This window comes from Microbacterium barkeri (assembly GCF_027921765.1).
Lineage (GTDB): Bacteria > Actinomycetota > Actinomycetes > Actinomycetales > Microbacteriaceae > Microbacterium > Microbacterium barkeri.
Map to the genome: position 1 here is coordinate 1 of NZ_BSEJ01000022.1, position 22,900 is coordinate 22,900.

The 22,900-nt window shown below is 74.2% G+C and carries 20 protein-coding genes and 2 pseudogenes; 15 read left to right on the plus strand and 7 right to left on the minus strand.

What is annotated here, in order from left to right; genetic code table 11:
* A pseudogene (locus PKE79_RS15935) lies at positions 1–102 on the plus strand (IS481 family transposase); the annotation flags it as partial.
* A gap of 62 nt (positions 103–164) precedes the next feature.
* Positions 165–347, plus strand: coding sequence for a hypothetical protein (locus PKE79_RS15940; RefSeq protein ID WP_271174693.1), 183 nt, complete (start codon positions 165–167; stop codon positions 345–347).
* Between the two features lie 12 nt (positions 348–359).
* Here the strand turns inward: PKE79_RS15940 and PKE79_RS15945 are convergent, their stop codons facing one another.
* Entirely contained in the window at positions 360–788 is a 429-nt protein-coding gene (locus tag PKE79_RS15945; protein WP_271174694.1) for a cupin domain-containing protein, read from the minus strand.
* Between the two features lie 246 nt (positions 789–1,034).
* Between PKE79_RS15945 and PKE79_RS15950 the strand changes: the two genes are divergently transcribed.
* From PKE79_RS15950 to PKE79_RS16005, 12 genes are all read left to right on the plus strand, one after another.
* The gene (locus PKE79_RS15950; protein ID WP_271174695.1) at positions 1,035–2,576 is read left to right on the plus strand and encodes a sugar transferase; all 1,542 of its coding nucleotides are present in this window, start codon (positions 1,035–1,037) and stop codon (positions 2,574–2,576) included.
* Positions 2,576–3,445, plus strand: a complete 870-nt coding sequence (locus PKE79_RS15955) for a WecB/TagA/CpsF family glycosyltransferase (RefSeq protein WP_271174696.1) — start codon at positions 2,576–2,578, stop codon at positions 3,443–3,445. The genes PKE79_RS15950 and PKE79_RS15955 overlap by 1 nt, the downstream gene beginning before the upstream one ends.
* Positions 3,442–4,953, plus strand: coding sequence for a lipopolysaccharide biosynthesis protein (locus PKE79_RS15960; RefSeq protein ID WP_271174697.1), 1,512 nt, complete (start codon positions 3,442–3,444; stop codon positions 4,951–4,953). Before PKE79_RS15955 ends, PKE79_RS15960 begins: the two co-directional genes overlap by 4 nt.
* Positions 4,950–5,681 carry a hypothetical protein gene (locus PKE79_RS15965; RefSeq protein ID WP_271174698.1) on the plus strand — a complete coding sequence of 244 codons (732 nt, stop codon included), beginning with the start codon at positions 4,950–4,952 and terminating at the stop codon, positions 5,679–5,681. The genes PKE79_RS15960 and PKE79_RS15965 overlap by 4 nt, the downstream gene beginning before the upstream one ends.
* Positions 5,682–5,695: 14 nt before the next feature.
* On the plus strand, positions 5,696–8,524 hold the full coding sequence (locus PKE79_RS15970; protein WP_271174699.1) for a fibrinogen-like YCDxxxxGGGW domain-containing protein: 2,829 nt from the start codon (positions 5,696–5,698) through the stop codon (positions 8,522–8,524).
* Positions 8,521–9,246, plus strand: a complete 726-nt coding sequence (locus tag PKE79_RS15975; protein ID WP_271174700.1) for a CDP-alcohol phosphatidyltransferase family protein — start codon at positions 8,521–8,523, stop codon at positions 9,244–9,246. The genes PKE79_RS15970 and PKE79_RS15975 overlap by 4 nt, the downstream gene beginning before the upstream one ends.
* A gap of 22 nt (positions 9,247–9,268) precedes the next feature.
* On the plus strand, positions 9,269–10,756 hold the full coding sequence (locus PKE79_RS15980) for a hypothetical protein (RefSeq protein ID WP_271174701.1): 1,488 nt from the start codon (positions 9,269–9,271) through the stop codon (positions 10,754–10,756).
* The gene (locus PKE79_RS15985) at positions 10,746–12,029 is read left to right on the plus strand and encodes an O-antigen ligase family protein (protein WP_271174702.1); all 1,284 of its coding nucleotides are present in this window, start codon (positions 10,746–10,748) and stop codon (positions 12,027–12,029) included. The genes PKE79_RS15980 and PKE79_RS15985 overlap by 11 nt, the downstream gene beginning before the upstream one ends.
* Positions 12,026–12,931: a glycosyltransferase family 2 protein gene (locus PKE79_RS15990; RefSeq protein ID WP_271174703.1), complete on the plus strand. Its 906-nt coding sequence runs from the start codon at positions 12,026–12,028 to the stop codon at positions 12,929–12,931. Before PKE79_RS15985 ends, PKE79_RS15990 begins: the two co-directional genes overlap by 4 nt.
* Before the next feature lies 1 nt (position 12,932).
* The gene (locus PKE79_RS15995; protein WP_271174704.1) at positions 12,933–13,844 is read left to right on the plus strand and encodes a glycosyltransferase family 2 protein; all 912 of its coding nucleotides are present in this window, start codon (positions 12,933–12,935) and stop codon (positions 13,842–13,844) included.
* Complete coding sequence (locus PKE79_RS16000) at positions 13,841–14,353, plus strand: serine acetyltransferase (protein WP_271174705.1); 513 nt, start codon at positions 13,841–13,843, stop codon at positions 14,351–14,353. The genes PKE79_RS15995 and PKE79_RS16000 overlap by 4 nt, the downstream gene beginning before the upstream one ends.
* 283 nt (positions 14,354–14,636) lie before the next feature.
* The gene (locus PKE79_RS16005; RefSeq protein ID WP_271174706.1) at positions 14,637–15,074 is read left to right on the plus strand and encodes an FAD synthase family protein; all 438 of its coding nucleotides are present in this window, start codon (positions 14,637–14,639) and stop codon (positions 15,072–15,074) included.
* 1 nt (position 15,075) lies between these two features.
* On the opposite strand, the gene PKE79_RS16010 is transcribed toward PKE79_RS16005, so the two are convergent.
* The 6 genes and pseudogenes from PKE79_RS16010 to ypfJ form a co-directional block, all read right to left on the minus strand.
* A complete protein-coding gene (locus PKE79_RS16010; protein WP_271174707.1) occupies positions 15,076–17,562 on the minus strand; it encodes a CHAT domain-containing protein in 2,487 nt (828 codons plus the stop codon).
* A gap of 1 nt (position 17,563) precedes the next feature.
* Positions 17,564–19,159, minus strand: a complete 1,596-nt coding sequence (locus PKE79_RS16015; RefSeq protein WP_271174708.1) for a S8/S53 family peptidase — start codon at positions 19,157–19,159, stop codon at positions 17,564–17,566.
* Between the two features lie 83 nt (positions 19,160–19,242).
* Positions 19,243–19,710, minus strand: coding sequence for a hypothetical protein (locus PKE79_RS16020; protein WP_271174709.1), 468 nt, complete (start codon positions 19,708–19,710; stop codon positions 19,243–19,245).
* Complete coding sequence (locus PKE79_RS16025; RefSeq protein ID WP_271174710.1) at positions 19,707–20,336, minus strand: RNA polymerase sigma factor; 630 nt, start codon at positions 20,334–20,336, stop codon at positions 19,707–19,709. The genes PKE79_RS16020 and PKE79_RS16025 overlap by 4 nt, the downstream gene beginning before the upstream one ends.
* 93 nt (positions 20,337–20,429) lie before the next feature.
* Positions 20,430–20,942 (minus strand): annotated as a pseudogene (locus tag PKE79_RS16030) (low temperature requirement protein A); the annotation flags it as partial.
* Positions 20,943–20,998: 56 nt separating this feature from the next.
* The gene (gene ypfJ / locus PKE79_RS16035) at positions 20,999–21,883 is read right to left on the minus strand and encodes a KPN_02809 family neutral zinc metallopeptidase (RefSeq protein WP_271174711.1); all 885 of its coding nucleotides are present in this window, start codon (positions 21,881–21,883) and stop codon (positions 20,999–21,001) included.
* Between the two features lie 60 nt (positions 21,884–21,943).
* On the opposite strand from ypfJ, the gene trhO reads away from it, so the two are divergent.
* Positions 21,944–22,843: an oxygen-dependent tRNA uridine(34) hydroxylase TrhO gene (gene trhO, locus PKE79_RS16040; protein ID WP_271174712.1), complete on the plus strand. Its 900-nt coding sequence runs from the start codon at positions 21,944–21,946 to the stop codon at positions 22,841–22,843.
* Positions 22,844–22,900: the final 57 nt, after the last annotated feature.

Genomic DNA, 22,900 nt, shown 5'->3' on the forward strand with positions numbered 1-22,900 from the left:
GCCTGGCTGCACTTCTACAATCACCACAGGCCCCACACTGCGACCGGGAAGCTCCCGCCCATCAGCCGGATCTCAAACAACCTGGCTGGGCAGTACAGCTAGCGCGCGTCGCGGCGAGCTTCAACCCCACGACAGCGCGCCCTCCGACGTGCGACCGTGAGGAGATGAATCACAGGTGGCAGCAGCTCGACGCCGAGTTCCGACGCGAATGGACGGGGCACCCCGTCGACGAGATCGAACCGCACGCGCGGAAGATGGTCGACCGGCTCAGCCCCGGGGTCTCGTCGGAGCTCGCGCGCGCCTACGCGATCTCGGTCTCGGAGGGCCGCCCGTTCGGCCTGGAGTGAGCCCCGCTCACCTCACCACGGCAGCGGGCGCTCCGGCTCGCGCTCGCTGTCGTCGGGGAGGTCGGGCAGCTCGTACCCGCCGGCCCTGATGCACAGCCACCGCAGCTGCCCATCCGATTCGGGGTGCGCGCGCCACGTGCGCCAGACGCCCTGCCCCACCCGGACGATCGTCCCGGGGCCGACGTCGACGACGTCGTCGTCGAGCCCCATCTGACCGCGCCCCTCGAGGAACACGTAGACCTCTTCGACGCGCGCATGGCGGTGCCAGTAGCCCGCCTGCTCCCCGGGCTCCAGCGCGTTCGCCGTGAGCCCGATGTACTGCATCGCGAGCTCGAAGTCGACCACGCGCCGTCCGTCGCGCGAGCTGTCGGGGCGGAAGCCGCCGAAGTGGTCGCGCCACTGGTCGAGGCCGCCGATCTCGCTCACCTGGTAGTCGCTCATGCCGCCACTCTAAGAGCGCCCGAGCGCACCGGGCTCTGCCCGCGCGCCGTTATCCAGCCGTGATGTATCAGATGCCGCGCTGGCCTCTCCTCCCCTGTGACGGGAGGCGCCGGCGAGCGCACGTCTCCCGGATGTCCACGGCGAGGCGCAGCGGGGAGACGCGATGTATTCCGGTATCGGGGAGCAGGGGTCCACATCCGCCACGAGGACACCCGGCTCGCGCATGCGCCGTGGCGGAGGACACCGGTGACCGTGCTCGAGCGGGCGCTCGTCCTCGCGCCGAGCAGCCGTCTCGTCTCCCCCTCGCGGGCGAGCCGCGAAGCCGCTCCCGCGATCCGCACGCCCCGCATGGCCCCCTCGCTCGAGCGGAGACGGCGCCTCGAGCGCCGCCACACGGCGCGCGTGCTGCTCTCCGACGCCGGCGTCGTGGCCCTCGCGGCGCTCGTCGCCGGAGCCGTCTCCTCGACCGGCCCGTCGACCGCCACGACGCTCGCCGCACGCGGCACCCTCGCCCCGTCCTCCGCGGTCGTCGCCCCCGCGCTCCCCGTGCTCTTCGCGGTCGCGCTCGGCCTCTTCTGGTGGATCGGCCTCGCCATCGCGGCACCGCGGAGCATCCACGACACGCGCGGCCGCGAGCTCGCGCGGGTCGCCGCCGTCACGCTCGACGTCTTCGGGCTCCTCGGCCTCGGCCTGGTCGTGACCGGCGCCCCCGCGATCTGCGCGCAGCTGTTCGTCGCGGCGCCGATCGGGCTCGCCGGCCTCCTCGCCGCCCGCACCATCTGGCGACGCCGGCTCACGGCCGAGCGCGCCGCGGGCCTGCGTGTCTCGCGCGCCCTCGTCACCGGCCGCCCCTCCGACGTCGCGCGCGTGTCGTCGACGATCACCGGAAGCGACGCCTCGGGATACCGCGTCGTCGGCGCCGTGGAGTTCGACGAGGCGCCGCGCACGCAGGCGGCCGCGATGCACATCGCGCAGGAGGCGGCTCGACGCGACGCGGACGCCGTGATCGTCGCGAGCACGGCCGCCTCGGACGCCGACTTCGTGAAGCGCCTCGGCTGGTGCCTCGAGGGCACGGCCGCCGAGCTCATCGTCGCGAACGGCGTTATGGACGTCGCGCGGGCCCGGATGTCGCTGGACGCGGTGGGCGGGCTCCCCCTCGTCCGCCTCCGGATGCCGGAGTACGACGGCGGCGCCCTCGTCCTCAAACGGGCGTTCGACATCGTCGTCTCGACGGTCGCGCTCGCGGGCATCGCGCTGATCACCCCCGTCATCGCGCTCGCGATCGCTCTCGACTCCCCGGGCCCTGTCTTCTTCACGCAGGAGCGCGTGGGGCGCGACGGGCGCACGTTCCGGCTCGTGAAGTTCCGGTCGATGCGAACGACCGCGGAGGCCGAGCTCGCGCAGCTGCGCGCGCAGAACGAGGGCGCCGGCCCACTGTTCAAGCTGCGCCGCGATCCGCGCGTCACGCGCGTCGGCCGCTTCCTGCGGCACTACTCGCTCGACGAGCTGCCGCAGTTCTGGAACGTGCTCGTCGGCGACATGAGCGTCGTCGGGCCGCGCCCGCCGCTTCCGAGCGAGGTCCTCGCGTACGACGACGCGACCGTGCGGCGGCTCTACGTGAAGCCCGGGATCACGGGTCCCTGGCAGATCGGCGGGCGCAGCGACCTGTCCTGGCAGGAGAGCGTCCGGATCGACCTCGGCTATGTCGAGAACTGGTCACTCCAGGACGACATCTCGATCATGTGGCGCACCGTCAGGGTGATGGTCCGCCCGAAAGGAGCGTACTGATGTCCGTCATCCTCCCCGGCCACGCGCTGCCGGTCCCCTCGTTCGCCCGCGCCGCAGCGCTCAGCCGGCCGGCGGCGGCCGAGCAGGGCATCGGGCTCGGCGAAGCCCGCATCGTGGACGGCGTCCCCGTGCAGTCGCTCACCATGGCCGCCCTCGTCGACGCGATCGTCGCCATGACGCGCACGACGGGCGTCGACGTCCTCGTCGGCGTGAACGCGCACGTCGTGAACCTCGCGCGCCACGACGCGACGCTGCGCCGATTCCTCGCGACGACGACGATGAACTACGCCGACGGGCAGTCCGTCGTCTGGGCGACGCGCCTGCTGGGCGCGGCGCTGCCCGAGCGGGTCGCGACCACGGATCTCGCCGCTCCGCTGCTCGCGGCCGCCGCGCGCGACCGGCTGCCCGTGTACTTCTTCGGCGCACGCCCGGGAGTGGCGGCGGGCGCGGCCGAGCGGATGGCGCAGGAGCTGCCGGGCCTCGCGATCCGCACGAGCCACGGGTACATCCCCGACGAGGAGTCGGATGCCCTCATCCGCGACATCCGCGAGCACGGCACCCGGATCCTCTTCGTCGGGCTCGGCGACCCCGTGCAGGAGCGCTGGGTCGAGCGGCACCGCGATCAGCTGCCGCCGGTCGTCCTGACCTGCGGCGGGCTCTTCGACTGGCTGAGCGGCACGCATCGCCGGGCGCCGCAGTGGATGATCCGCGCCGGTCTCGAGTGGCTGTGGCGGCTGGGCCTCGAGCCGCGCCGGCTCGCGCGCCGCTATCTCGCGGGGAACCCCGCATTCGTCGCCGCCGTCGTCCGCCAGCGTCTCGCCGAGGCCTCGCGGCGCCCGACCCGCATCGCGCACCACCGGGCAGCATGAGCACCGTCGCCGCATCCGACCGCGCCGCCCTCGCCCGGGGCAGCGCGCTGAGCTTCGCCGGGTCCGCGGCGAGCGCCGTCCTCGGACTCGCGCTCGTCGTGCTGCTCGGCCGGCTACTCGGCGACGTCGGTGCGGGGATCGTGCTGCAGGTGATCGCGCTCTTCACGATCGCACTCGGGTTCGCCCGGTGGGGCGCCGACTCCGCCGCGCTGTGGATCCTGCCCCGCCTCGCCGACGGCGAGCGCGGCGCCATCCGCCCCGCGCTCGCGCACCTCATCGCCGTCGCGGGGCTCGGCGGAGCGGTCGGCGCGGTCGCGCTGACCCTCGGCGCCGCGCTTCTCGACGGCCCCGTGGCCGCGGCGCTTCCCGCGGCCGCATGGTGTCTCCCTCTCGCGGCGATGATGCTGACCGCGCTCGCCGGGGAGCGAGCGCTCGGCGGGGTCGGCCCCTACGTCGCGATCGGCGGCGTCGGGCTCCCGGCGCTGCGGCCGGCGGCCGTCGCCCTCGCCGTCGCCGCAGGGGGCGGCGTCGTCGCCGCGAGCCTCGCGTGGGCCGCGCCCGCAGCCCTCGCCCTCGCGGCGGCCCTGCTCGTCCTCCGCCGGCGGGTCGACGCGCTCGGCGTCGAGCCGATGACCGCGAGCGCGTTCCGGGCGTCCGGTCTCCCGCGGCGCCTGCGCCGCTACGCGCTCCCCCGTGTCGTGTCGGAGTTCCTGTCGCAGCTGCTCATCTGGCTCGACGTGCTCATCGTCGGCGCCATCGCCGGCCCAGCCGCTGCCGGGGTCTACGGCGCCGCCACGCGGATCGCGTCCGCCGGATCGCTCGTGGACTCCGCCATCCGCGTGGTCGTCTCGCCCGTCTTCAGCCGCCTGCTGCACCGTCGCGACCACACGGCCCTCGCCGACCTCTTCCGCGCCGCGACGACCTGGCTCGTGCTCTTCAGCGCACCGCTCTACCTGCTCCTGGCCGTGTTCTCGCCGCTCGCCCTGTCGCTGCTCGGGCCATCCTTCGAGGAGGGCGCCGTCGCGCTCGCCGCCCTCTGCCTCGGGTCGGTCGTGACCTTCCTCGCCGGCAGCGTCCACTCGGTGCTCCTCATGAGCGGCCGCAGCGGTCTCGCCGCGGCGAACAAGGCGATCGCGGTCACGGCCGACGTCGCGCTCCTGCTCGTGCTCGTCCCGCTCTGGGGCGTCACCGGGGCCGCCGTCGCGTGGGCCGCAGCCTGCCTCCTCGACGCGATCCTCGCGACCATCCAGGTGCACCGCGTCCTCGCGCTGCCCCTGCCGCTCGCGGCGGGGGTGCGCCCGCTGCTCATCGCGCTCTCGACCGTGGGGGCCGCCGCCCTCGGCGCCCGGCTGCTGCTCGGCGCGACCTGGCTCGGCCTCGCCGTCGCCGCCGTCCTCGGCGGCGGCGCCCTTCTCACCTGGGCGCGGCTCGCCCCGCGCTCCCTTCACCTCGACGCCTTCGCCGATCTCGCTCGGATCCGGCGGAGCACCACAGGAGACCCCTCATGAGTCCATATCGCTCCCGGCTGTCCGCGACCGTGGCCGGCTCGGTCGCCGGCGCCGCCACCCTGCTCGTCGCGATCGGCGCCGCGCTCCTCGCGGGCGCCGTCGCGAACGCCGACCCCGGTGACGAGGGGGCCCCGCCCTCTCCGACGCCCACGGCATCCGCGACCCCGACGCCCACCGCATCCGCGACGCCGGTCGCGACCGAGGAGCCGCCGCGGCGCGACCGCCCCGCTCCGCCCGCGACGACCCGTCCTGCTCCCGAGCCGGATCGCGACGAGCATGCGGAGGGGCGCGGCCGCTTCGGCGATCGGGATCTCGAGAAGGGCCCGGCCGAGGAGCTCGTGGAGGAGGTGCTCACCCCGCCCGACGCGGAGGATGCGGCCCGCCCCGGCGATCTCGAGGCGCTCCTCGCCGACGTGACCGCCGGCGCCTACCGCGCCGAGCTCGAGGCCCAGTGGCTCGAGCTCTCGGCGAACGGATGGTCGTACGTCGGAGAGTCCCAGGTCGTCGGGCTCGAGATCCTCGCGCTCGACGAGGAGGCCGAGCCGGCCACCGCGCAGGTGAAGGCCTGCATCGACGCGAGCGGCCTCGAGCTCGTCGACGCCGACGGCGAGCGGATCGGCTCCGAGAAGGACACCCACCCGCGGGCCGCTCACCTCTTCGACCTCGTCTACGAGGACGGCACGTGGCGCGTCCTCTCCCGCTCGTTCCCCGACGACCCCGCGTGCTGAAGAAGGGCCCGCTCATGACACTCCGCACCCGCATCGCGGCGGTCGCCGCGATCGCCCTCATCGCGACACTGGCCGCTCCGATCCCCGCGACGGCCGCCGATCCGACGCTGCCCGCCCCCGACGGGCGCACCGAGGCGACGGCCGCGGCCTCCTGCTGGGAGGTCGCGCAGGTCGACCCCGACGCCCCGAGCGGCGTCTACTGGCTCGCGACCCCCGCCATGGGCTCCGCGCAGCAGTTCTACTGCGACCAGCAGACGGATGGCGGCGGCTGGGTCCTCGTGGGGCGCGGACGCCAGGGATGGTCCGAGTCCATCCTCGGCTCCGGGACGCCCGCGCAGGTGCGCGAGCCCGCGACGGGCACCGCGGCGTTCACGCCCCGGCAGCTGCCCGGCGCCCTCATCGACCAGCTCAACAACGACCAGCCGATCGGCGCCCTCGCCGACGGCATCCGCCTCGTCCGCGCCGCGAACGCGGCCGGGACGTCCTGGCAGGACACGCGCTTCCGCCTCACCAGCCCGCGCGACGAGTGGACGTGGGAGTTCAACAACCAGCAGCGCGTGGGGTCGTTCCGGATCGGCAACCGCAACGGCACCGGCGGGACGACGAGCAACTTCGGCAACGACAACGGCCTCATCCGCGTGCGCACCATCACCGGCTCCGCCGAGGGCTGGGCGATGGGATTCGGGTACGGCTCCGACATCAAGGGCGCACCCGACGGCACGAGCTACCTGTGGTCGCCGAGCACGAGCGCGGGCTACGCCCGGCCGTTCACGCAGGTCTTCATCCGACCGAAGCTCCTGAGCGCGGATGTCTTCGCACCGGTCCCGGCCGGCGGCACGCCCGCGACGGCCGGCACGGCGGTCGCGGAGGCCTTCGCGCAGACCCAGCCGTGGGGTGTCGCCGGCCTCGGCGCCGGCCCATCGACCCTCGAGGGCAGCAACGAGGTGTCGGCCTTCACCGAGAACGTCGACCGCGTCTTCGTGGGCGGCAACTTCACGAAGGTGCAGCGCTCGGCCGGCGGCTCGGGCGCGGTCGAGCAGGCGTATCTCGCGGCATTCGAGCGCGACACGGGCACCTGGATCTCGACCTTCCGCCCGGTGTTCGACAACCAGGTGAAGGCCCTCGCGCCGCTCCCGGGCGGGCGCATCGCCGTCGGCGGCTACTTCTCGACCGTGAACGGCGAGAGTCACCCCGGCCTCGTCGTGCTCGACGCGACGACGGGCGCCGTGGACGCCTCGTTCACGGGCGCCCTGCTGAACTTCCTCTCCGGCGGCGTGCCCGTCGTGCGCACCCTCGACGTGCAGGGCGACTGGCTGTACGTGGGCGGGTCCTTCACCCATGCCAAGGCCGCGACCGGCGCTCAGGTCTATGCACGCAACACCGTGCGGTTCTCGATCGAGAGCAGCGTGCCCGACGCGTGGAACCCCGAGTTCAACGGAACCGTCATCAGCCTCGACGCCTCGGCTCACGGCGACCGCGTGTACGCGGCCGGGTTCTTCAGCCAGTCGAAGGGGCGCCCCGCCGACAAGGCCGCTGTGCTGTCGACCGCCGATGAGTCGCTCACGCCGTGGCCGGTCGTGTTCTCCAATCGCACGAGCGGCCGCCAGGGCTACCAGCAGGCCGTGCTCGAGGTCGGAGATCGGGTCTGGCTCGGCGGCTCCGAGCACTCGCTCATGAGCTACCGCCGCGACACGATGGAGATGGCGAGCTCGAACATCACGCTCGCCGGCGGGGACTTCCAGGCGATCGCGTCCGACGGCGAGACCGTGTACGCCGGCTGCCACTGCTTCGGCACGAACTACGAGGGCGCGACCGTGTGGCCCGGCATCGGGACGGCGTGGACCGGCGCGCACGCGATCTACGGCAGCGGCGCCTGGAGCGCCGAGAGCGGCGAGTACCTCGAGTCGTTCAACGGCATCCTCAACACGCGCGCCGGCGCCGGCGCCTGGGCCCTCTTCGTCGACTCGCGCGGCACGCTCTGGCAGGGCGGCGACTACAGCTACTCGACCCGCGCGGGCTATGTGCGCCAGTGGTCGGGCGGCTTCGTGCGCCACGCCCCCTCCGACGTCACGAGCCCGTCGACGCCGGGCGCGTTCAAGGCCGTCAGGACGGCCGAGGGCGTGAACCTCACGTGGACGGCGGCGACGGACGACCGCGCCGTGACCGCCTACCAGGTGCTGCGGGCCGATCGCGTGGTGGCGACCGTCGGCGGGACGTCGGCGGCTCTCCCGCCCGCTCCCGACGGCACGCTCTACGCCGTGCGCGCCGTGGACGCGGCCGGGAACCGCTCGGCGAGCACCCCGGCCGTCCCCGCCGAGGCGGCTCCCGGGCCCGATCCGGCCTCGCCGACGCTCATCGACGCCGGCTCGACCTGGGCGACGCTCTGGTCGACCGCCGCGCCGCCGTCCGACTGGGCTGCTCCCGAGTTCGACGACGGCTCCTGGCTCAGCGGCGCGGCTCCCGTCGGTTGGGGGACGTCGGACATCGCGACCGCCCTCGACACCTCGCTGTCGCCTCGCCCGCTCACGAGCTACCACCGGCACGACATCGACCTCCCGGGCGGCGCGGTCGCGCTGCGCTTCTCGGTCCGGGTCGACGACGGGGTCGTCGTCTACGTGAACGGGGCGGAAGTGCTCCGCAGGAACATCGACCCCGGCCCGGTCACCGCGAGCACCTACGCCAACACCGCGGTCTCGGGCACGACAGCGATGGCGCAGCCGTACGTGGCGGAGATCCCCGCGACCGCCTTCCGCACGGGGGCCAACACGATCGCGGTCGAGGTCCACTCCAACTACCGGACCGCGAACAGCCACAGCTTCGAGATGACGGTGACGGCGCCATGAGCACCCAGACGGCATCGGCGCGGCCCGCGCGCGCCCTCCGCACCTCGCGCACCGCCCTCGCGCAGGCGCAGAAGAGCGGCGCCGGGGTCCCCGCGTACACGCGCTGGATCAATCGCCGCCTCGCGCGCGGCGTCGCAGCCGCTGCCGTGAGGATCGGGATGACGCCGAACGCGGTCACGCTGCTCAGCGCAGCGATGTCGGCGGCGGGCATCGCCGTGATCGCGGCCGCCCCGCCGTCCGCGGGCTCGGGCGTCGCCGCCGCCGTGCTCCTGGCGGCGGGATACGTCCTCGACTCGGCGGACGGCCAGGTCGCCCGCCTCAGCGGGGCGTCGAGCCCGGCCGGCGAATGGCTCGATCACGTCGTCGACGCGATCCGCTCCCCGGCGATCCACCTGGGCGTCGCGGTCGGATGCTTCGTGCACCGCCCTCAGGACGTCTGGCTGATGGGAGTCGCGCTCGGCTTCGCGCTCCTGACGTCGGGCCAGTTCATGAGCCAGATCCTCGCGGAGCAGCTCGCGTCGCGTCACGGCCGCTCGGTCTCGGAGCCGAGCGGCGTCGCCAAGTCGGTCGCGCTCATCCCGACCGACCCCGGCACGCTGTGCTGGGCCTTCGCGCTGTGGGGAGCGCACGCGGCCTTCGCCGCGGTCTACGGCCTCCTCTTCATCGCGAACCTCATCCATGCGGGCATCTCGATGCGCCGCAAGCACCGCCGTCTGAGGTGACGGCTTCACCGGGGGAAGCACGATGTCCGACACCGCACACACCACGACACTCGGTCTCGATCACTACGCTCGCGTGCTGCGCAGGCAGTGGCGCCTCGTCGTCGCCGCGATCGCGATCGGGGCGATCGCCGCGATCGCCTACCTGCTCGTCGCCCCGCAGCGCATCACGGCGACGACCGATGTCAACCTCTCCGTCATCACGACGGATCCCTTCAATCCGCAGCGCGCGGCGTCGGGTCTGCTGGACGACGCCACCGAGGCCGCGATCGCCCGCTCCTACGTCGTGGCCGAGCGCGCGGCGGCCCTGCTCGGCGACGCCGACGCGACGCGCGAGATCCACGACACCGTCGACGTCACGATCTCGGAGGGCGGCACGATCGCCCACGTCTCCGCGACGGCCGCGACGCGCGCGCTCGCGATCGAGCGGGCGGACTCCGTCGCGGCCGCCTACCTCGCCTACCGCAGCGAGCAGGCCGAGAGCCGGCTCGACGTCATGGTCTCGGGGCTCAGCACGCGCATCGACGAGCTCGACGCGCAGCTGGCCGAGGCGAACGCGGCGATCGCGGATGCGGGATCCGGCGCCGCGCAGGCGACGAGCGACCGCGAGCAGATCCTCCTCGAGCTCGAGGGCCTGCTGTCGCAGCGGAACGCGCTGCAGAGCGTCGACACCTCGGGCGGCAGCGTGCTGACGGGAGCCGCCGACAACCCGATCGACTCGGCACCGCCGCGCTACACGACGGCCGCGACCGGGATCGGGATCGGCGCGATCGTCGGCATCCTGCTGGCCTTCCTCCGCGAGCCCTTCGACGGGCGCCTGCGCAGCGGAGCCGAGATCACGCGCGCGCTCGGCGCGCGCGTGCTCGCCACGCTCCGCACGCCGCACCCCCGGACGCCCCTCGAGGCGCCGGACGCCGAGGCGATGCGCATCGCACGCGAGCGCATGCTCGCCGACCTCCCCGCCGGGGCGCGGGCGGTCGCGGTGCTCGACGACACGTCGTCGGAGGGGGCCGTCGCGACGGGGCTGGCGATGGCGACCGCGCAGAGCGGGTTCGCCGTGCGGCTCGTGCTCCCCCATCCTTCCGAGCGGCGCCTCGCGGTCCTCCGGTCGGCCGGAGCGGCGCCCCGGGCCGCCGTGCCCGGGCTCAGCGTCCGCTTCGGGCGCGCGGACCTGCACGGCGAGGCGCGCACCGCCGAGGCGCGGGTCGCCGTCGAGTCCGCGCCCGAGGGGACGCTCGTCATGCTCGCGGTCCCGGTCTCGGCCGGCACGGCCGACCTGCTCGCCGCGCTGCGCCTGGCCGACGCGGTGGTCGTCGTGCTGCAGGAGGGCGCGAGCCGCCGCACCACAGCCGCCGCCCTGCGCGACGAGTCCGCGACCGCGGGGGTGCCCCTCATCGGCGCCGTCGTCGTCCCCCGCGAGCGGCGGCGATCACGGCGCCGCGCAGGCCGACGGGAGGTCGCGCCCGCGGCCGACGAGACGCCCGCTCGCGAGGAGTACGCCGATGCGGTCTGACACGGCGTTCGCCCCGGCTCCCGCGCGGCCGACCGCTGCGGAGGCTCGCGGCGACCTGCCTCGCTGGCCGATCACCTCGATGTTCGCGGCGTTCCCCCTCTGGTGGGCGCTCGGGATGGCCGAGATGGCGTGGATCCCGCTCGCCGCGGCCATGGCGGTGCTCCTGATCCGCCGCGGCGACGTCCGCGCGCCGCGGGGCTTCGGGATCTGGCTGCTGTTCCTCGCGCTCGTCGCGGTGTCGGTGATCGGGATCGACACCCCCGGCCGGCTCATCGGGTTCGTCTACCGCGCCCTGCAGTACATCTCGATCACGATCGCCTTCCTCTACGTCTACAACGCGCGCCGCACGATCACGCTCGACTGGCTGCTCGGCATGCTCACGCTGTTCTGGCTCTTCGTCGTGGCAGGCGGATGGCTCGGCGTGATCGCGCCCGAGTTCTCCTTCCGGACCCCGCTCGGCTACGTGCTCCCCCGCGGCCTCCAGAGCAACGAGCTCGTGGGCGAGATGGTCGTGCGGCGGGCGACGCAGTGGAACCCGGACGCCTGGACGGTCCTCGATCCGCGCCCGGCCGCTCCGTTCCTCTATACGAACGGCTGGGGCAACGCGTACTCGATGCTCCTCCCGCTCGTCATCTCGTACGTGGCGCGCATCCCCCGGGACCTCCGGTTCCTCGGCCTCCTCGTCGCGATCCCGCTTTCGTTCGTCCCCGCGTTCCTCACCCTCAATCGCGGGATGTTCATCGGGCTCGGCGTCGCGGCGGTCTACGGGGGCCTCATCCTCCTCGCCTCCGGTCGCGTCCGCGCCGTCGCGGGCCTCGCGGCGGCGTGCGCCGTGGGCCTCGCCGCCGCCGCGGTGCTCGACGTCGGAGACCGGCTCCTCGGGCGCGTCGAGTCGAGCTCGTCGACCGAGGACCGTGCGGACCTCTACCAGGAGACGCTCGTGCGGACCCTCCAGTCCCCGGTCTTCGGCTACGGGGCGCCGCGCCCGTCGTGGACGGAGGGCGCGCCATCCGCGGGCACGCAGGGTCACGTGTGGATGGTGATGTTCTCGCACGGCCTGCCCGCGCTCGCGATCTTCCTCCTCGCCCTCCTCTGGCTCGCGTGGTCGACGCGTCATGTGCGCAGGCGGATGACCGCTGTCCACGTCGTGCAGGTGGTGCTCCTCGTCGAGGTCTTCTACTACGGCGTGCTCCCGCACGGGCTCGTGCTGGCCCTCCTCCCGGCGGCCGCCGCCCTTCCCCACGACACCGCTCTCGAGAGGCCGTCCTCATGAACCCCCGCGTCACCGTCGTCATCGCCACCCGCGACCGCCCCGAGCTCCTGCGGCGGGCCGTGCGCTCCGTGCTCGCTCAGGACACGGCGCACCCGCTCGAGATCGTCGTGGTCTTCGACGGATGCGCGGTCGATCCGCTCGCCGACCTCCCGCGCGGTCGCCACCTCGTGCGGACGATCGCGAACGACCGGACGCCCGGACTCGCGGGCGGTCGGAACACAGGGATCCTCGCGGCCGAGGCGCCGATCATCGCCTTCTGCGACGACGACGACGAATGGGCGCCCGGGAAGCTCGAGGCGCAGCTGCCGCTCCTCGAGGACCCCGACGTCGTCATCGCCGCCACCGGCATCCGCATCCTCTCGGCGGGAGGCGCGCACGACCGCCTCCCGCCCGAGCGGGTCGCACTCGCGGACCTCCTCCGCTCGCGCATCACCGAGCTGCACCCGTCCTCCTTCCTCCTGCGCACGGCCGATGCGCGAGGGGGCCTGGGTCTCGTCGACGAGGAGCTGCCCGCGTGCTACGGCGAGGACTACGACCTGCTGCTGCGCGCGGCCAAGATCGGCCGCATCGCCGCGGTCGCGGCTCCGCTGACGATCATCCACTGGGACCGGCCGTCGTACTTCAGCGAGCGCTGGCGCGGCATCGCCGACGGCCTCAGCTACCTGCTCGACAAGCACCCCGAGTTCGCCCGATCCGCGCGCGGCCGGGCGCGGATCGAGGGTCAGATCGCCTTCGCGCACGGAGCGCTCGGCGCGCTCGCCCCCGCCCGGCGATGGGCTCGGGCGGCCATCCGCCACGACCTCCTGCAGCCGCGCGCGTACCTCGCGATGTGCGTCGGCCTCCACCTCGTGTCGGGCGGGCGCGTCGTCTCGGCTCTGAATGCGCGCGGACGGGGGATGTGACATGCCGCGACTCTCCGTGCTCATGCCGGCGTTCGACGCGGCGCCGACGATCGACCGCGCCGTGCGGTCGACGCTGCGCGACCTGCCCGCCGACGCCGAGCTCGTCGTGCAGGACGACGGATCATCCGACGGCACGCTCGCGGCGCTCGAGCGCATCGACGATCCGCGCCTGCGCGTGCTGACGGGCCCGAATCGCGGCGTCGCCCGGGCGCTGAACGCCCTGCTGGATGCCTCAGCGAGCGAGTTCGTCGCGCGGATGGACGCCGACGACGTCGTCCTCCCCGGCCGCTTCCGCCGGCAGCTGCGGGCCCTGAAGACCGCGGACGCCGTCTTCACGACCGTCGCCTCCTGGCACGGAGCCGGGGTGCCCCGCCCGCCCTGGCCGTCCGGCATCGGGACCGCGTCCTTCCCGTTCCATCTCCTCCTGACGAACCCCGTCGCCCACTCGACCATGGCCGCTCGGCGCTCCGCGGTCGAGGCCGTTCGCGGCTACCGCGTCGTCCCGAGCGAGGACTACGACCTGTGGCTGCGGCTCGCCTCGTCGGGCGCTCGTCTGCGTCGTCTCGCGGCCCCGTCCCTTCTCTACCGCGTGCATCCGGGGCAGGTCACGTCCGCCGAGGGCTGGCGCCTGCGGTCGTGGAACGACGAGCGCACGCAGGCCGCCTTCGCGGAGCTGTCGGCTCGCGTGCTCGGCGCCCCGCTCCCGCGCCTCACGGCCCTCGCGGTCGCTCCGCTGCCCGCGGAGGAGAAGGCCGCATGCCTCGACGAGTTCGAGCGGCGGTTCCGCTGTGCGGCGTCGCGGCTCCGGCCGGCGGATCGCGCCGCGGTGCTGCGGCGCCTCGCGCGGCGCGCGGCCTGGTGCCGCGAGCGGATCCGCGCCGCCGCGGACGAGCGAGCGGAGGCAGCGTCATGAGCGCCGCGCGCGATCGCCTCCGCGCGGCGCTCCAGGCTGACCGGGCGGCGAACGCGCGGTACCCGAAGAGCCGGTTCGTGCTCGGCTGGCTGCGCCGCTGCCAGCGCTGGCAGGGCAGCCGTCGGCCCCTCGGCCGCGCGATCTACCTCGCGCACGCCGCGGGATACAAGCTCGTGACGGAGTGGATCATGGGCATCGAGATCCCCCCGACGACCCGCGTCGAACCCGGACTCCGACTGCGTCACGGCATCGGCGTCGTCGTGAACCCCGCGACCGTGATCGGCCGCAACGTGATGCTCCGCCACGGTGTGACGCTCGGCAATCGCCGCACGCCGCATGACTGCCCCGTGATCGAGGACGACGTCGAGCTCGGGGTCGGAGCCGTCGTCATCGGCGCGATCACGGTCGGCCGGGGCGCGCGGATCGGCCCCTACGCCGTGGTCGTCAAAGACGTGCCGGCCGGCGGCGTCGTGCGCTCGCCGCGGTCCGAGCTCGTTACCGAGTCGTGATGTATCAGCCGCCGCGGTCCGCGCTCTTCCCCAGTATGCGATCCGTTGAGAGCTCACGGGCACTGCCGCCGTCTGGGGCGGTCCGCGCGGTGCCCGTGGCCCCCGGCCGAGCGGCCCCAGACCCCGATGCCGATGCCGAACCCCCGGCGACGTCCGCATCGGTCGCCTCGGCCGTCCCGGCCGAGCCATGGGAGAGATCCGAGCTCTCTCCCATCGCCCCGGTGGTGCGCCCCCTGCGCCACCGGGGCACCTCCCGCCGTCCCGCCCGCGGGAAGGCGCCCGCATGACGCGCATCGGCTACGCGGCCGGCGCGTTCGACCTCTTCCACGTCGGCCACCTCAACCTCCTCCGCCACGCCAAGGAGAACTGCGACGTCCTCATCGCGGGCGTCGTGAGCGACGAGATGCTCCGCGCCGTGAAGGGCATCCGCTCGGTCGTGCCCACCGCCGAGCGCGCGGAGATCGTCCGGAGCATCCGGTACGTCGACGACGTCCACGTCGAGACGGTGCCGGACAAGCTCGATGTGTGGCGCGAGGTCGGCTTCACCCACTTCTTCAAGGGCGACGACTGGCGGGGCACCGAGAAGGGCCTCCGCCTCGAGCGCGAGTTCGGCGCCGTCGGCGTCGAGGTCGTGTACTTCCCCTACACCGCGCACACCTCGAGCACCGCGCTGCGGCGCGCGCTCGACGCCCTCGCGCCGGCCCTTCCCGTCGCGCGGTGACTCAGAAGCCCGAGCCGTAGCAGACGAAGGGCGCGACGTGCCCGGTCTGGGCCGTCGCCCGCATGAGCGCCTCGGCAGGGTCGAGCCCGCCGACGAGCCCTTCGTGCATCGCGCCCAGCAGCTCGCAGGCGACGTCGTCGGCCACGGTCACCGGGGCCGCGATGACGCAGTGCGACCCCGCGTGCAGCCACGCCCTCGCCATCCCGACCGCCTCCTCGCCCCACAGCGCCGATGAGCGGCCGAGCTCGCACGCCGACAGCACGACGACGGCGGGCGGGCGCGCGATCGCGTCGATGTCGTAGCCGAACAGCGTGCCGTCCGCGAGCTCGAATCCGGACAGGAGCGGCGAATCCGGCGAGTGCCGCCCGTGCGCGACGACGTGGAGCACATCGACGCCCTCCGCGAGAGCCGTCACGTGCTCGATCCGCGACGCGTCGCCCGTGAGAATGCGCGCAGGGCCCCCGGCGCGCCGCCAGGCCCGCGCACCCGTGTCCGCCTCCTCGTCGCCGCGCGCGACGCCCGGACCCACGACGAACCCGGCCGAGGAGAGCGGCACCGAGCCGCGCGTGGCGACCCAGCGCGATGCCGAGCGGACGTGCGTCACGACCCGGCCGCGCAGCGCCGGCAGCATGCCCCACGGCGTTCCGCGCAGCTCGCCCGGCGCCGTCACGACGACCCTCCTCGGGTCTCCCGCGGCGCGCACGGCTTCCTCGACGAGTGCGCGCGACAGGCACGACAGCCGGGCCTCGAGCGACTCGCGGATGAGCCGGCTTCCGGGCCCCGTGCGCGTCGCCGCGGCCGCGTTGAGCTCGCTGTACAGACCGCGGCGGAGGTCGCGCACGCGCCCCCACGGGATGTCGATGAGCGAGGGCGCTCCGCGCCCGGGCACGACGAGGCACGTGAGCCGGCCCCGGACGTACACGTACGTGAGGAGGGCGGTGTCGCCGTCGAGCGCCGACCGCAGCTCGTCGAGGGAGACCACGGGAGGGCCGTCCGTCGAGGCCGTCGCGACCCACTGACGCTCGCTGATCCGCTGGCGCAGGGACGCCACGCGCGGGTCGGCGACCCAGTCCGACGAGGCGAGCTCGGCGCGCAGCGCACGCAGCTGCGCGAGGTCGGCCGCGTGCTCGGCGTCCTGCGGAGGGCGCACGGGCGAGACCTGCTGGCTGAAGTGGCGCGTGTACTCCGACCAGCGGAAGACCGTGTCGGGGCGGCCGGAGCGCACGCTCGCGGCGAGGCCCTCGATGAAGATCCCCGATCCGTGCACGGCCGTCGACGAGAGCACCTCGAGCGACCCGAACGACCGCTGCCAGGCCGACACCTCGTGGAGGCCCGCCTCGGCGTGCCGGCGGGCGTCCGCGTCGCGCCCGAGGGCCGCCGAGCGGGCGGCCCTCGCCTCGTGGGCGAGCACGCGGACGGACAGCGGGTCGTCGGGATGCAGGCGGGCCGCGCGCGACGGCGGCCGCCCCGTGCGCGCGAGGGCCGCATCGAGCACGTAGCGGAGCGCGCGGGCCTCGACGCGGAACCCGAAGCGCGACAGCCGCCGCGCGACGCGCGCGCACTCCTCCTCGAGCGCCGAGGGGACGGGCTTCGCCGACGTGCGGTCGGCCGTGGGCGCGAGGAGCGCCCGCAGCCGGACGCCCTCCGCTCGCACCTCCCAGGACGCGCTGCCGAGCCCGCGGAAGCGCCGACTGGCGCGGAGCGCGACCCGGGCGGCGCGACCCGGCTCGTAGCCGAGCAGGGTCTGCGCGAGCTGGAGCTCGGCCTCGCCGCGCGCCTGCTGCATGCGCGCCCGGCCGAACGCCTGGGCGACCTGCTCGAGCAGAGCGGCCGACTCGCGCAGCTGACCCGATTCCCGGAGGACCTCGGCGCGATCGAGGTCGGAGATCGCCGCGGCGACGGCGGAGTCGCGCGCGATCTCCGCGCGCGCGACGGTCATCTCGCTGAGCGCGAGCACGAGGTCCCCCGCGAGGAGCGCCGTGTACCCGAGATTGTGGCGGGCCTGCGCTTCGCCGCCGCGGTCGCCGAGGTCCGCGAAGAGCGCGGCCGCCGCCCGGAACGCGTCGGCGCTCTCGCCGAGCCGTCGGCGCTGCAGAAGCGCGACGCCGCGATTCAGGACGACGTTGGCGCGCGAGGCGGGGCTGTCGATGAGCGCGACGGCCCGTTCGAAGAGCGGGAGGGCGGCGTCGACGTCGCCCCGGTGCAGGAGCAGCGTCGCCAGCTGACCGGAGATGATGCCGCGGGTCTCCTCCGGCAGCATCGGGAAGCGCAGGGCGGTGCGGCAGAGCAGCTCCGCCCCGTCCGGATCGCCGAGCTGCCCGAGCGCGTAGGCCAGCGACGCGCTGATCCGCGCGCGCAGGACATCGTCGTCGGCGGCCTCGAGGGCGCGCACGAGAAGCCGCCTCGCGGTGCGCAGCCGCTTCGCGTTGGCGGCGTCGACTCCCCGGCGGAGGAGCTCCGCGACGGGAAGCTCCGGGCGCGAGGCCACGTCATCCCCCTGACCGGTCCCGGGCGGCGAGCAGCTCGAGCGCGGCCGCCGTGGCCGCGCGGCTCTCGGCGCATGCATCGCCCGCCGCGCGGATGCCGGCCGCGGGCCATCCGAGCTGCGCGGCGATCGTCGCGGCGGCGAACGGGGCAGCGAACGACGTGCCGCTCCACACCGCGAAGCTCCCGAGGTAGCACTCGGGCGCGATCGTCTCCCGGCGCCGCTCGAAGCGGTCATCGCGCGACGACGCCTGCCGCCCGCCCTCGAACGCCGGCATCGTGCTCACCACCGCGGCGCCCGGTGCGTACACGCGCACCCACGGCCCCACGTTCGAGAAGAGCGCGACAGCGGCACCGCTCGGGTTCAGCGCGCCGACCGACACGTGCTCCGCCCCGTCATCGGGCTCGATGCCGTTGTCGCCGCCCGGCCACGGCCAGAGCGACGCAGGGAACGGCGGTCGGTCGATCGCGTCGTTGCCCGCGGAGCACACGACCGCGCAGCCGAGCTCGCGCGCCCTGCGCAGGAGCTCGAAGAGCACGGTCGAGAAGAGCCCGTCCTCCGGGGTCTCGTGGTAGTAGCCGAGCGACAGGCTGAGCACGTCGATCGCGCGTCCGCCCTCCCGCCCCGCGCGGTACCGCGCGAGCAGCTCGACGAGCCCCGCGAGGGTGTCGAGGAGAGCGCTCTCGTCGACGACGCCGAGGGCGTTCGCGACCCGCACGGAGAGGATGTCGGCCTCCGGGGCGACCTGCCGGACGATCCCGGCGATGAAGGTGCCGTGCCCGGCGACCGGATCGATCTCCCCGTCCAGCTGGCCGTAGAGGTCGGGGAACCGCTCGGGGTCGGCGTCGTCCGTGAGTCCGAGCGGCGCTCCGTCGAGCTCGACGCGCCGCGTGACGATGTCGTCGGGCAGCCAGTCGTGCGCGCCGCACCCCGTGTCGAGGATCGCGACGACGGGTCGCCGTCGGCCGCGCGGCGGCTTCCCCTCGCGCGTGGGCCCGGCTCCGAGGCGCGCGACGGGCTGCCGCCCGCCGTGCCCCGCTTCGGCGTACTGGTCAGCGCCATGCGGGTTGGTGCGCGTGAACGGGTTCGTCCGCGTGAAGGGATTCGTGCGCGTGAACGGATTGACGCCGACGGGGTCGATCGCGACGACGTGGTCGAGCGCGACGTCGCGCAGTCGGCCTCGAGAGAGGCGTCGCGCCCGCTGCAGGACGCGCCACGCGTCGGGCGCCACGGGCGCCTCCCCCCGCGACGGCCCGTCGGGCGCGACGAGCTGCGCGCGCAGCATCCCGAGGCCCGGCAGCAGCGGGGTCGGCTCCTCCGCCTCGCCGAGCGCGTCGCCGCGCAGCGATTCGGGGACGACCTGCCACCCGAACGAGGCAGCGGCCTCGCGGACGAGGCGGAGTCCGTCGACCGCCTCCGCGTCGTCGTCGCGTCGCGCGATCAGGAGCCGGTCGGGAACGTACGCGGTCGGGAACGCGCGCACGCCGTCGACGGGCTCGACCGCCGGGTCGAGGACCCGCCCGACCGGGATCGATCCCGCGGCGCGATCACGCCACGACCATCCGTCGGGCTGGGATGTGGTCCGGCTGTCGTCGGGCATCGCGCACCTCCCCGGGCACTCGGCCAGGGGAGCACCGCTTGCGCGTATTCTGCCCCAGAACCGCCGTCACGGGAAGATCGACCTCACATGTCGAACCAGGGGGTCGCGACCTCCCGGAGACCCTCCTCCTGCCGCACGACCATCCGCACCTGCGCGCGCCCCGCGGCCACGCCCTCGAACGAGAAGCGGCCGTCGCCGACCGTGTCGGCGGCCCACTCGGCGTCGTCCTGCGCGAGGCGCGCCGCGAGCACCGCAGGACGGGACCATCCGTCGATCCGGCGCGCGCCGCCATCCGTCGGCGACACGTGCAGCAGCACCTCGGCGTCGTCGTCCGCGAACTGGAGCGTGCGGCGCTCGTCACCCGCCCGCACGGCGGCCTGCGCGCCGTCGACGAGCGAGAGCAGCGCGAACTCGCGCGAGAGGTCGTCGACGGCCACGGCCGCGATCATGCGGTCGGCAAGTCCTGCGGGGACGGGGTCGGCCTGCTCCCAGGACGCGCGCAGCGCGTCGAGGAGCTCGCGGTCCTCTGCTCCCCCGACGTGGTCGTTCACGATCGTCCCTCGTCTCGTATATCGGGATTCAATCTGGCTCGAAGCTTAGCGAGGCAGCGCTGCCTCGTGGGTCCGATGCTCCCCACCGGCATGCGCAGGTCGGCGGCGATCTGGGCGTAGTCGGGTCGGTCCTCGAAGGCGACGATCCGCAGCAGCCGCTGGCACCGCTCGTCGAGCGCGCGCACGGCCAGCCACAGGCGGTCGGCCGTGTCGGCCTCGGCGACGTCGTCCTCGGCCGCGCGGCGCGACGGGAGCCGCGCCTCGAGCAGGTCGTCGTCGGTCGGATCGGCGCGACGGTCCGCGCGCGCGACGCGCCACGCCTCGCGGCGCGCGGTCACGCGCAGCCATCCGGAGACCGCGTCGGCGCTCGCGATCGTGTCGTGCTTGCGGACGAGCGTGAGCCACGTCGTCTGGATGACGTCCTCCGCCGCCGCCCGACGCAGGCCGTACGCGCGGACGACGTGCCACAGCACGGGGGTCATGATGCGCACCAGCTCGTCGATCGCCTGCGGGTCGCCGCTGCGCCAGCGCGCGAAGTGCGCGGCCGCCTGCTCCCAGCGCGCCGCGCCGTGGGCGTCGGCGACGTCGTCCGCGTCATCCGCGGGCGACAGGGAGAGATCGTCCATGTCAGACACATTGTGTCCATACCTGCGACGAGGCGTGCAACACGCGGCGTGATACGTGATGCAGTCGATACCGAGGCGCTGCCCAGGCGGCGCTCAGGGCGTCTGCCCGGGCAGCGGCGTCTCGGCGGAGCGCGGCGACCTCAGCACGAGGACGACGACGATCGCCACGAGGATGACCGCGCTCAGCACGAGCGATCCGATCGCGGAGTGGTGCGGCGGCCAGAAGCAGATCCACCAGGGCGCGGCCGTCACGACGAGGGTCAGCACGGCGATCGCGATGCACGGCGCCAGCACGCCGGCGTCCTCGAGGGCCTCGATGATGGCGTTGGCCGACGCGAGCAGGCTCTCGCCGAGCGCTCCGCGCTCGGCGAGCCAGTACACCTGCACGACCGAGAGGCCGAGCGCGTGCATGAGCGTGGTGCGCCGGGTGCGGCCGGCACCCCGCGAGGCGCGCAGCCACTGCGCCACCATCGCGACGCGCATGATGACGTAGCCGACCACGGGGATCGTGAAGCCGCCGTGGAAGGCGGGGCCCACCCCGGCCGCGAGCACGAGCACGCCGCCCATCTGCACGATCGTGAGCACGCGGTACAGCCAGTCGTCGGCGTCGAACGACGTCGAAGAACAGCTCGAGGGTTCACACGCGACAGACTACGCGCGGGTCAGAGCTCGCTCCCCGGCACGGCGAAGGTGTCGCACGCGCGCTCTCCGCGCTCGTACCCGGTCTGGAACCACCGCATGCGCTGCTCGCTCGAGCCGTGGCTCCAGCTGTCGGGGTTGACGACGCCGCCGGACTCCTGCTGGATGTGGTCGTCGCCCACCGCGGAGGCGGCGTCCATCGCGTCGGCGAGCTGCCCGCGGGTGGGCGCCTCGAGGTACGGGACGCCGTTCTCGTCGACCTGCTCGGTCATCGCGCCCACCCAGGCGCCCGCGAAGCAGTCGGCCTGCAGCTCGGTGCGCACGCCGTCGCTCTCGGGCCCGGTTCCGCCGCCCTGATGCTCCTGCAGCACGCCCGTGAGGTTCTGCACGTGGTGCCCGTACTCGTGCGCGAGCACGTACAGCTGCGCGAGGTCGCCCGCCTGCGCGTCGTAGCGCTCGCGCAGCAGGGAGAAGAACGTCGGGTCGATGTAGACCGTCTCGTCGGGCGGGCAGTAGAACGGCCCCGTCGCGTTCGACGCGGTGCCGCACGAGGTCTCGGTCTGCCCGTCCACGATGATGAGCTCGGGCTCGCGGTACCCCTCGAGGGCACCGGCCCAGAACTGGTCGAGCGCGAGCGATCCGGCCGCGAGCCGGCAGTCGTCGTTCTCGTTCGCGTCCTCGCCCGTCTCGCAGTCCGAGATGGCCGTCTCCTGGCCGGAGCCGCCGGGTGCGCCGGCGTCGGGCGACAGCAGCCCGAGCACCGACCCGAAGTCGCCGCCCGTGAGCAGTCCGACGACGAGCACGCCGAGCAGGCCGAGGCCGCCGATCCCGCCGCCCGCGATCGCCGCGGTCCGTCCTCGACGCCGTGCGCCGTGCCCGCTCACATCCGCGTTCTCGTTGAACGTCATGACGCCCACGGTACCGCTCCCGACCGGCGTCCTCACGGCCTGCTCGCCTACCCTGGATCCGTGCCCGCCAAGATCCTCCTCTACTACCTCTTCACGCCGATCGCCGACCCCGAGGCCATCCGCCTCTGGCAGCGCGACCTGTGCGAGCTGCTGGGGCTGCGGGGCCGGATCCTCCTGTCGGAGCACGGCATCAATGGCACGGTCGGCGGCGACATGCAGGCGCTCAAGCGCTACGTCCGCAAGACGAAGGACTACGCGCCCTTCAAGGGCATCGACTTCAAGTGGTCGTCGGGGTCGGGCCTCGACGCGGAGGGCCGCAGCCTCGACTTCCCGCGGATGTCGGTCAAGGTGCGCGACGAGATCGTGTCGTTCGGCGCGCCCGGCGAGCTGCGGGTCGACGAGAACGGCGTCGTGGGCGGCGGCACGCACCTCACACCGGGTGCCCTGCACAAGCTCGTCGAGGAGCGCGGCGACGAGGTGGTGTTCTTCGACGGCCGCAACGCGTTCGAGGCGGCGATCGGCCGTTTCCGGAATGCCATCGTGCCGGATGTCGCCACGACGCGCGACTTCATCGCGGAGCTCGACTCGGGGCGCTACGACGACCTCAAGGGGCGGCCCGTCGTGACCTACTGCACGGGCGGCATCCGGTGCGAGGTGCTCTCGAGCCTCATGACGGCGCGCGGCTTCGGCGAGGTGTACCAGCTCGACGGCGGCATCGTCCGCTACGGAGAGACCTTCGGCAACGCGGGCCTGTGGGAGGGATCGCTCTACGTCTTCGACGGCCGTGAGTCGATGACGTTCGGCGACGGCGCGGCGGTGATCTCGCGCTGCGCCGCATGCGAGAGCCCCACCGACCGGATGGTCGACTGCGTCGACGAGACCTGCCAGGTCCGCGTCGTCCTGTGCGCGGGCTGCGGCGACGTGCACCCGTGCGGGCGCCACGCGGCCGTCGCCGCGTAGCGCCCGCCGGGGCGGATGGCTCCGCGCCGCCTCAGGACAGGCGCGCGAGCAGGGCGC

Bases quoted from the DNA above. Each gene is read 5' to 3' on its own strand.
- PKE79_RS15965 (WP_271174698.1), top strand. From the start codon at position 4,950: ATGAGTCCATATCGCTCCCGGCTGTCCGCGACCGTGGCCGGCTCGGTC.
- PKE79_RS16025 (WP_271174710.1), bottom strand. From the start codon at position 20,336: ATGGACGATCTCTCCCTGTCGCCCGCGGATGACGCGGACGACGTCGCC.
- PKE79_RS15945 (WP_271174694.1), bottom strand. From the start codon at position 788: ATGAGCGACTACCAGGTGAGCGAGATCGGCGGCCTCGACCAGTGGCGC.
- PKE79_RS15980 (WP_271174701.1), top strand. From the start codon at position 9,269: ATGTCCGACACCGCACACACCACGACACTCGGTCTCGATCACTACGCT.
- PKE79_RS15975 (WP_271174700.1), top strand. From the start codon at position 8,521: ATGAGCACCCAGACGGCATCGGCGCGGCCCGCGCGCGCCCTCCGCACC.
- PKE79_RS15970 (WP_271174699.1), top strand. From the start codon at position 5,696: ATGACACTCCGCACCCGCATCGCGGCGGTCGCCGCGATCGCCCTCATC.
- PKE79_RS15995 (WP_271174704.1), top strand. From the start codon at position 12,933: ATGCCGCGACTCTCCGTGCTCATGCCGGCGTTCGACGCGGCGCCGACG.
- PKE79_RS16000 (WP_271174705.1), top strand. From the start codon at position 13,841: ATGAGCGCCGCGCGCGATCGCCTCCGCGCGGCGCTCCAGGCTGACCGG.
- PKE79_RS15990 (WP_271174703.1), top strand. From the start codon at position 12,026: ATGAACCCCCGCGTCACCGTCGTCATCGCCACCCGCGACCGCCCCGAG.
- PKE79_RS16015 (WP_271174708.1), bottom strand. From the start codon at position 19,159: ATGCCCGACGACAGCCGGACCACATCCCAGCCCGACGGATGGTCGTGG.
- PKE79_RS15960 (WP_271174697.1), top strand. From the start codon at position 3,442: ATGAGCACCGTCGCCGCATCCGACCGCGCCGCCCTCGCCCGGGGCAGC.
- PKE79_RS15940 (WP_271174693.1), top strand. From the start codon at position 165: ATGAATCACAGGTGGCAGCAGCTCGACGCCGAGTTCCGACGCGAATGG.
- PKE79_RS15955 (WP_271174696.1), top strand. From the start codon at position 2,576: ATGTCCGTCATCCTCCCCGGCCACGCGCTGCCGGTCCCCTCGTTCGCC.
- PKE79_RS15985 (WP_271174702.1), top strand. From the start codon at position 10,746: ATGCGGTCTGACACGGCGTTCGCCCCGGCTCCCGCGCGGCCGACCGCT.
- PKE79_RS16005 (WP_271174706.1), top strand. From the start codon at position 14,637: ATGACGCGCATCGGCTACGCGGCCGGCGCGTTCGACCTCTTCCACGTC.
- ypfJ (WP_271174711.1), bottom strand. From the start codon at position 21,883: ATGACGTTCAACGAGAACGCGGATGTGAGCGGGCACGGCGCACGGCGT.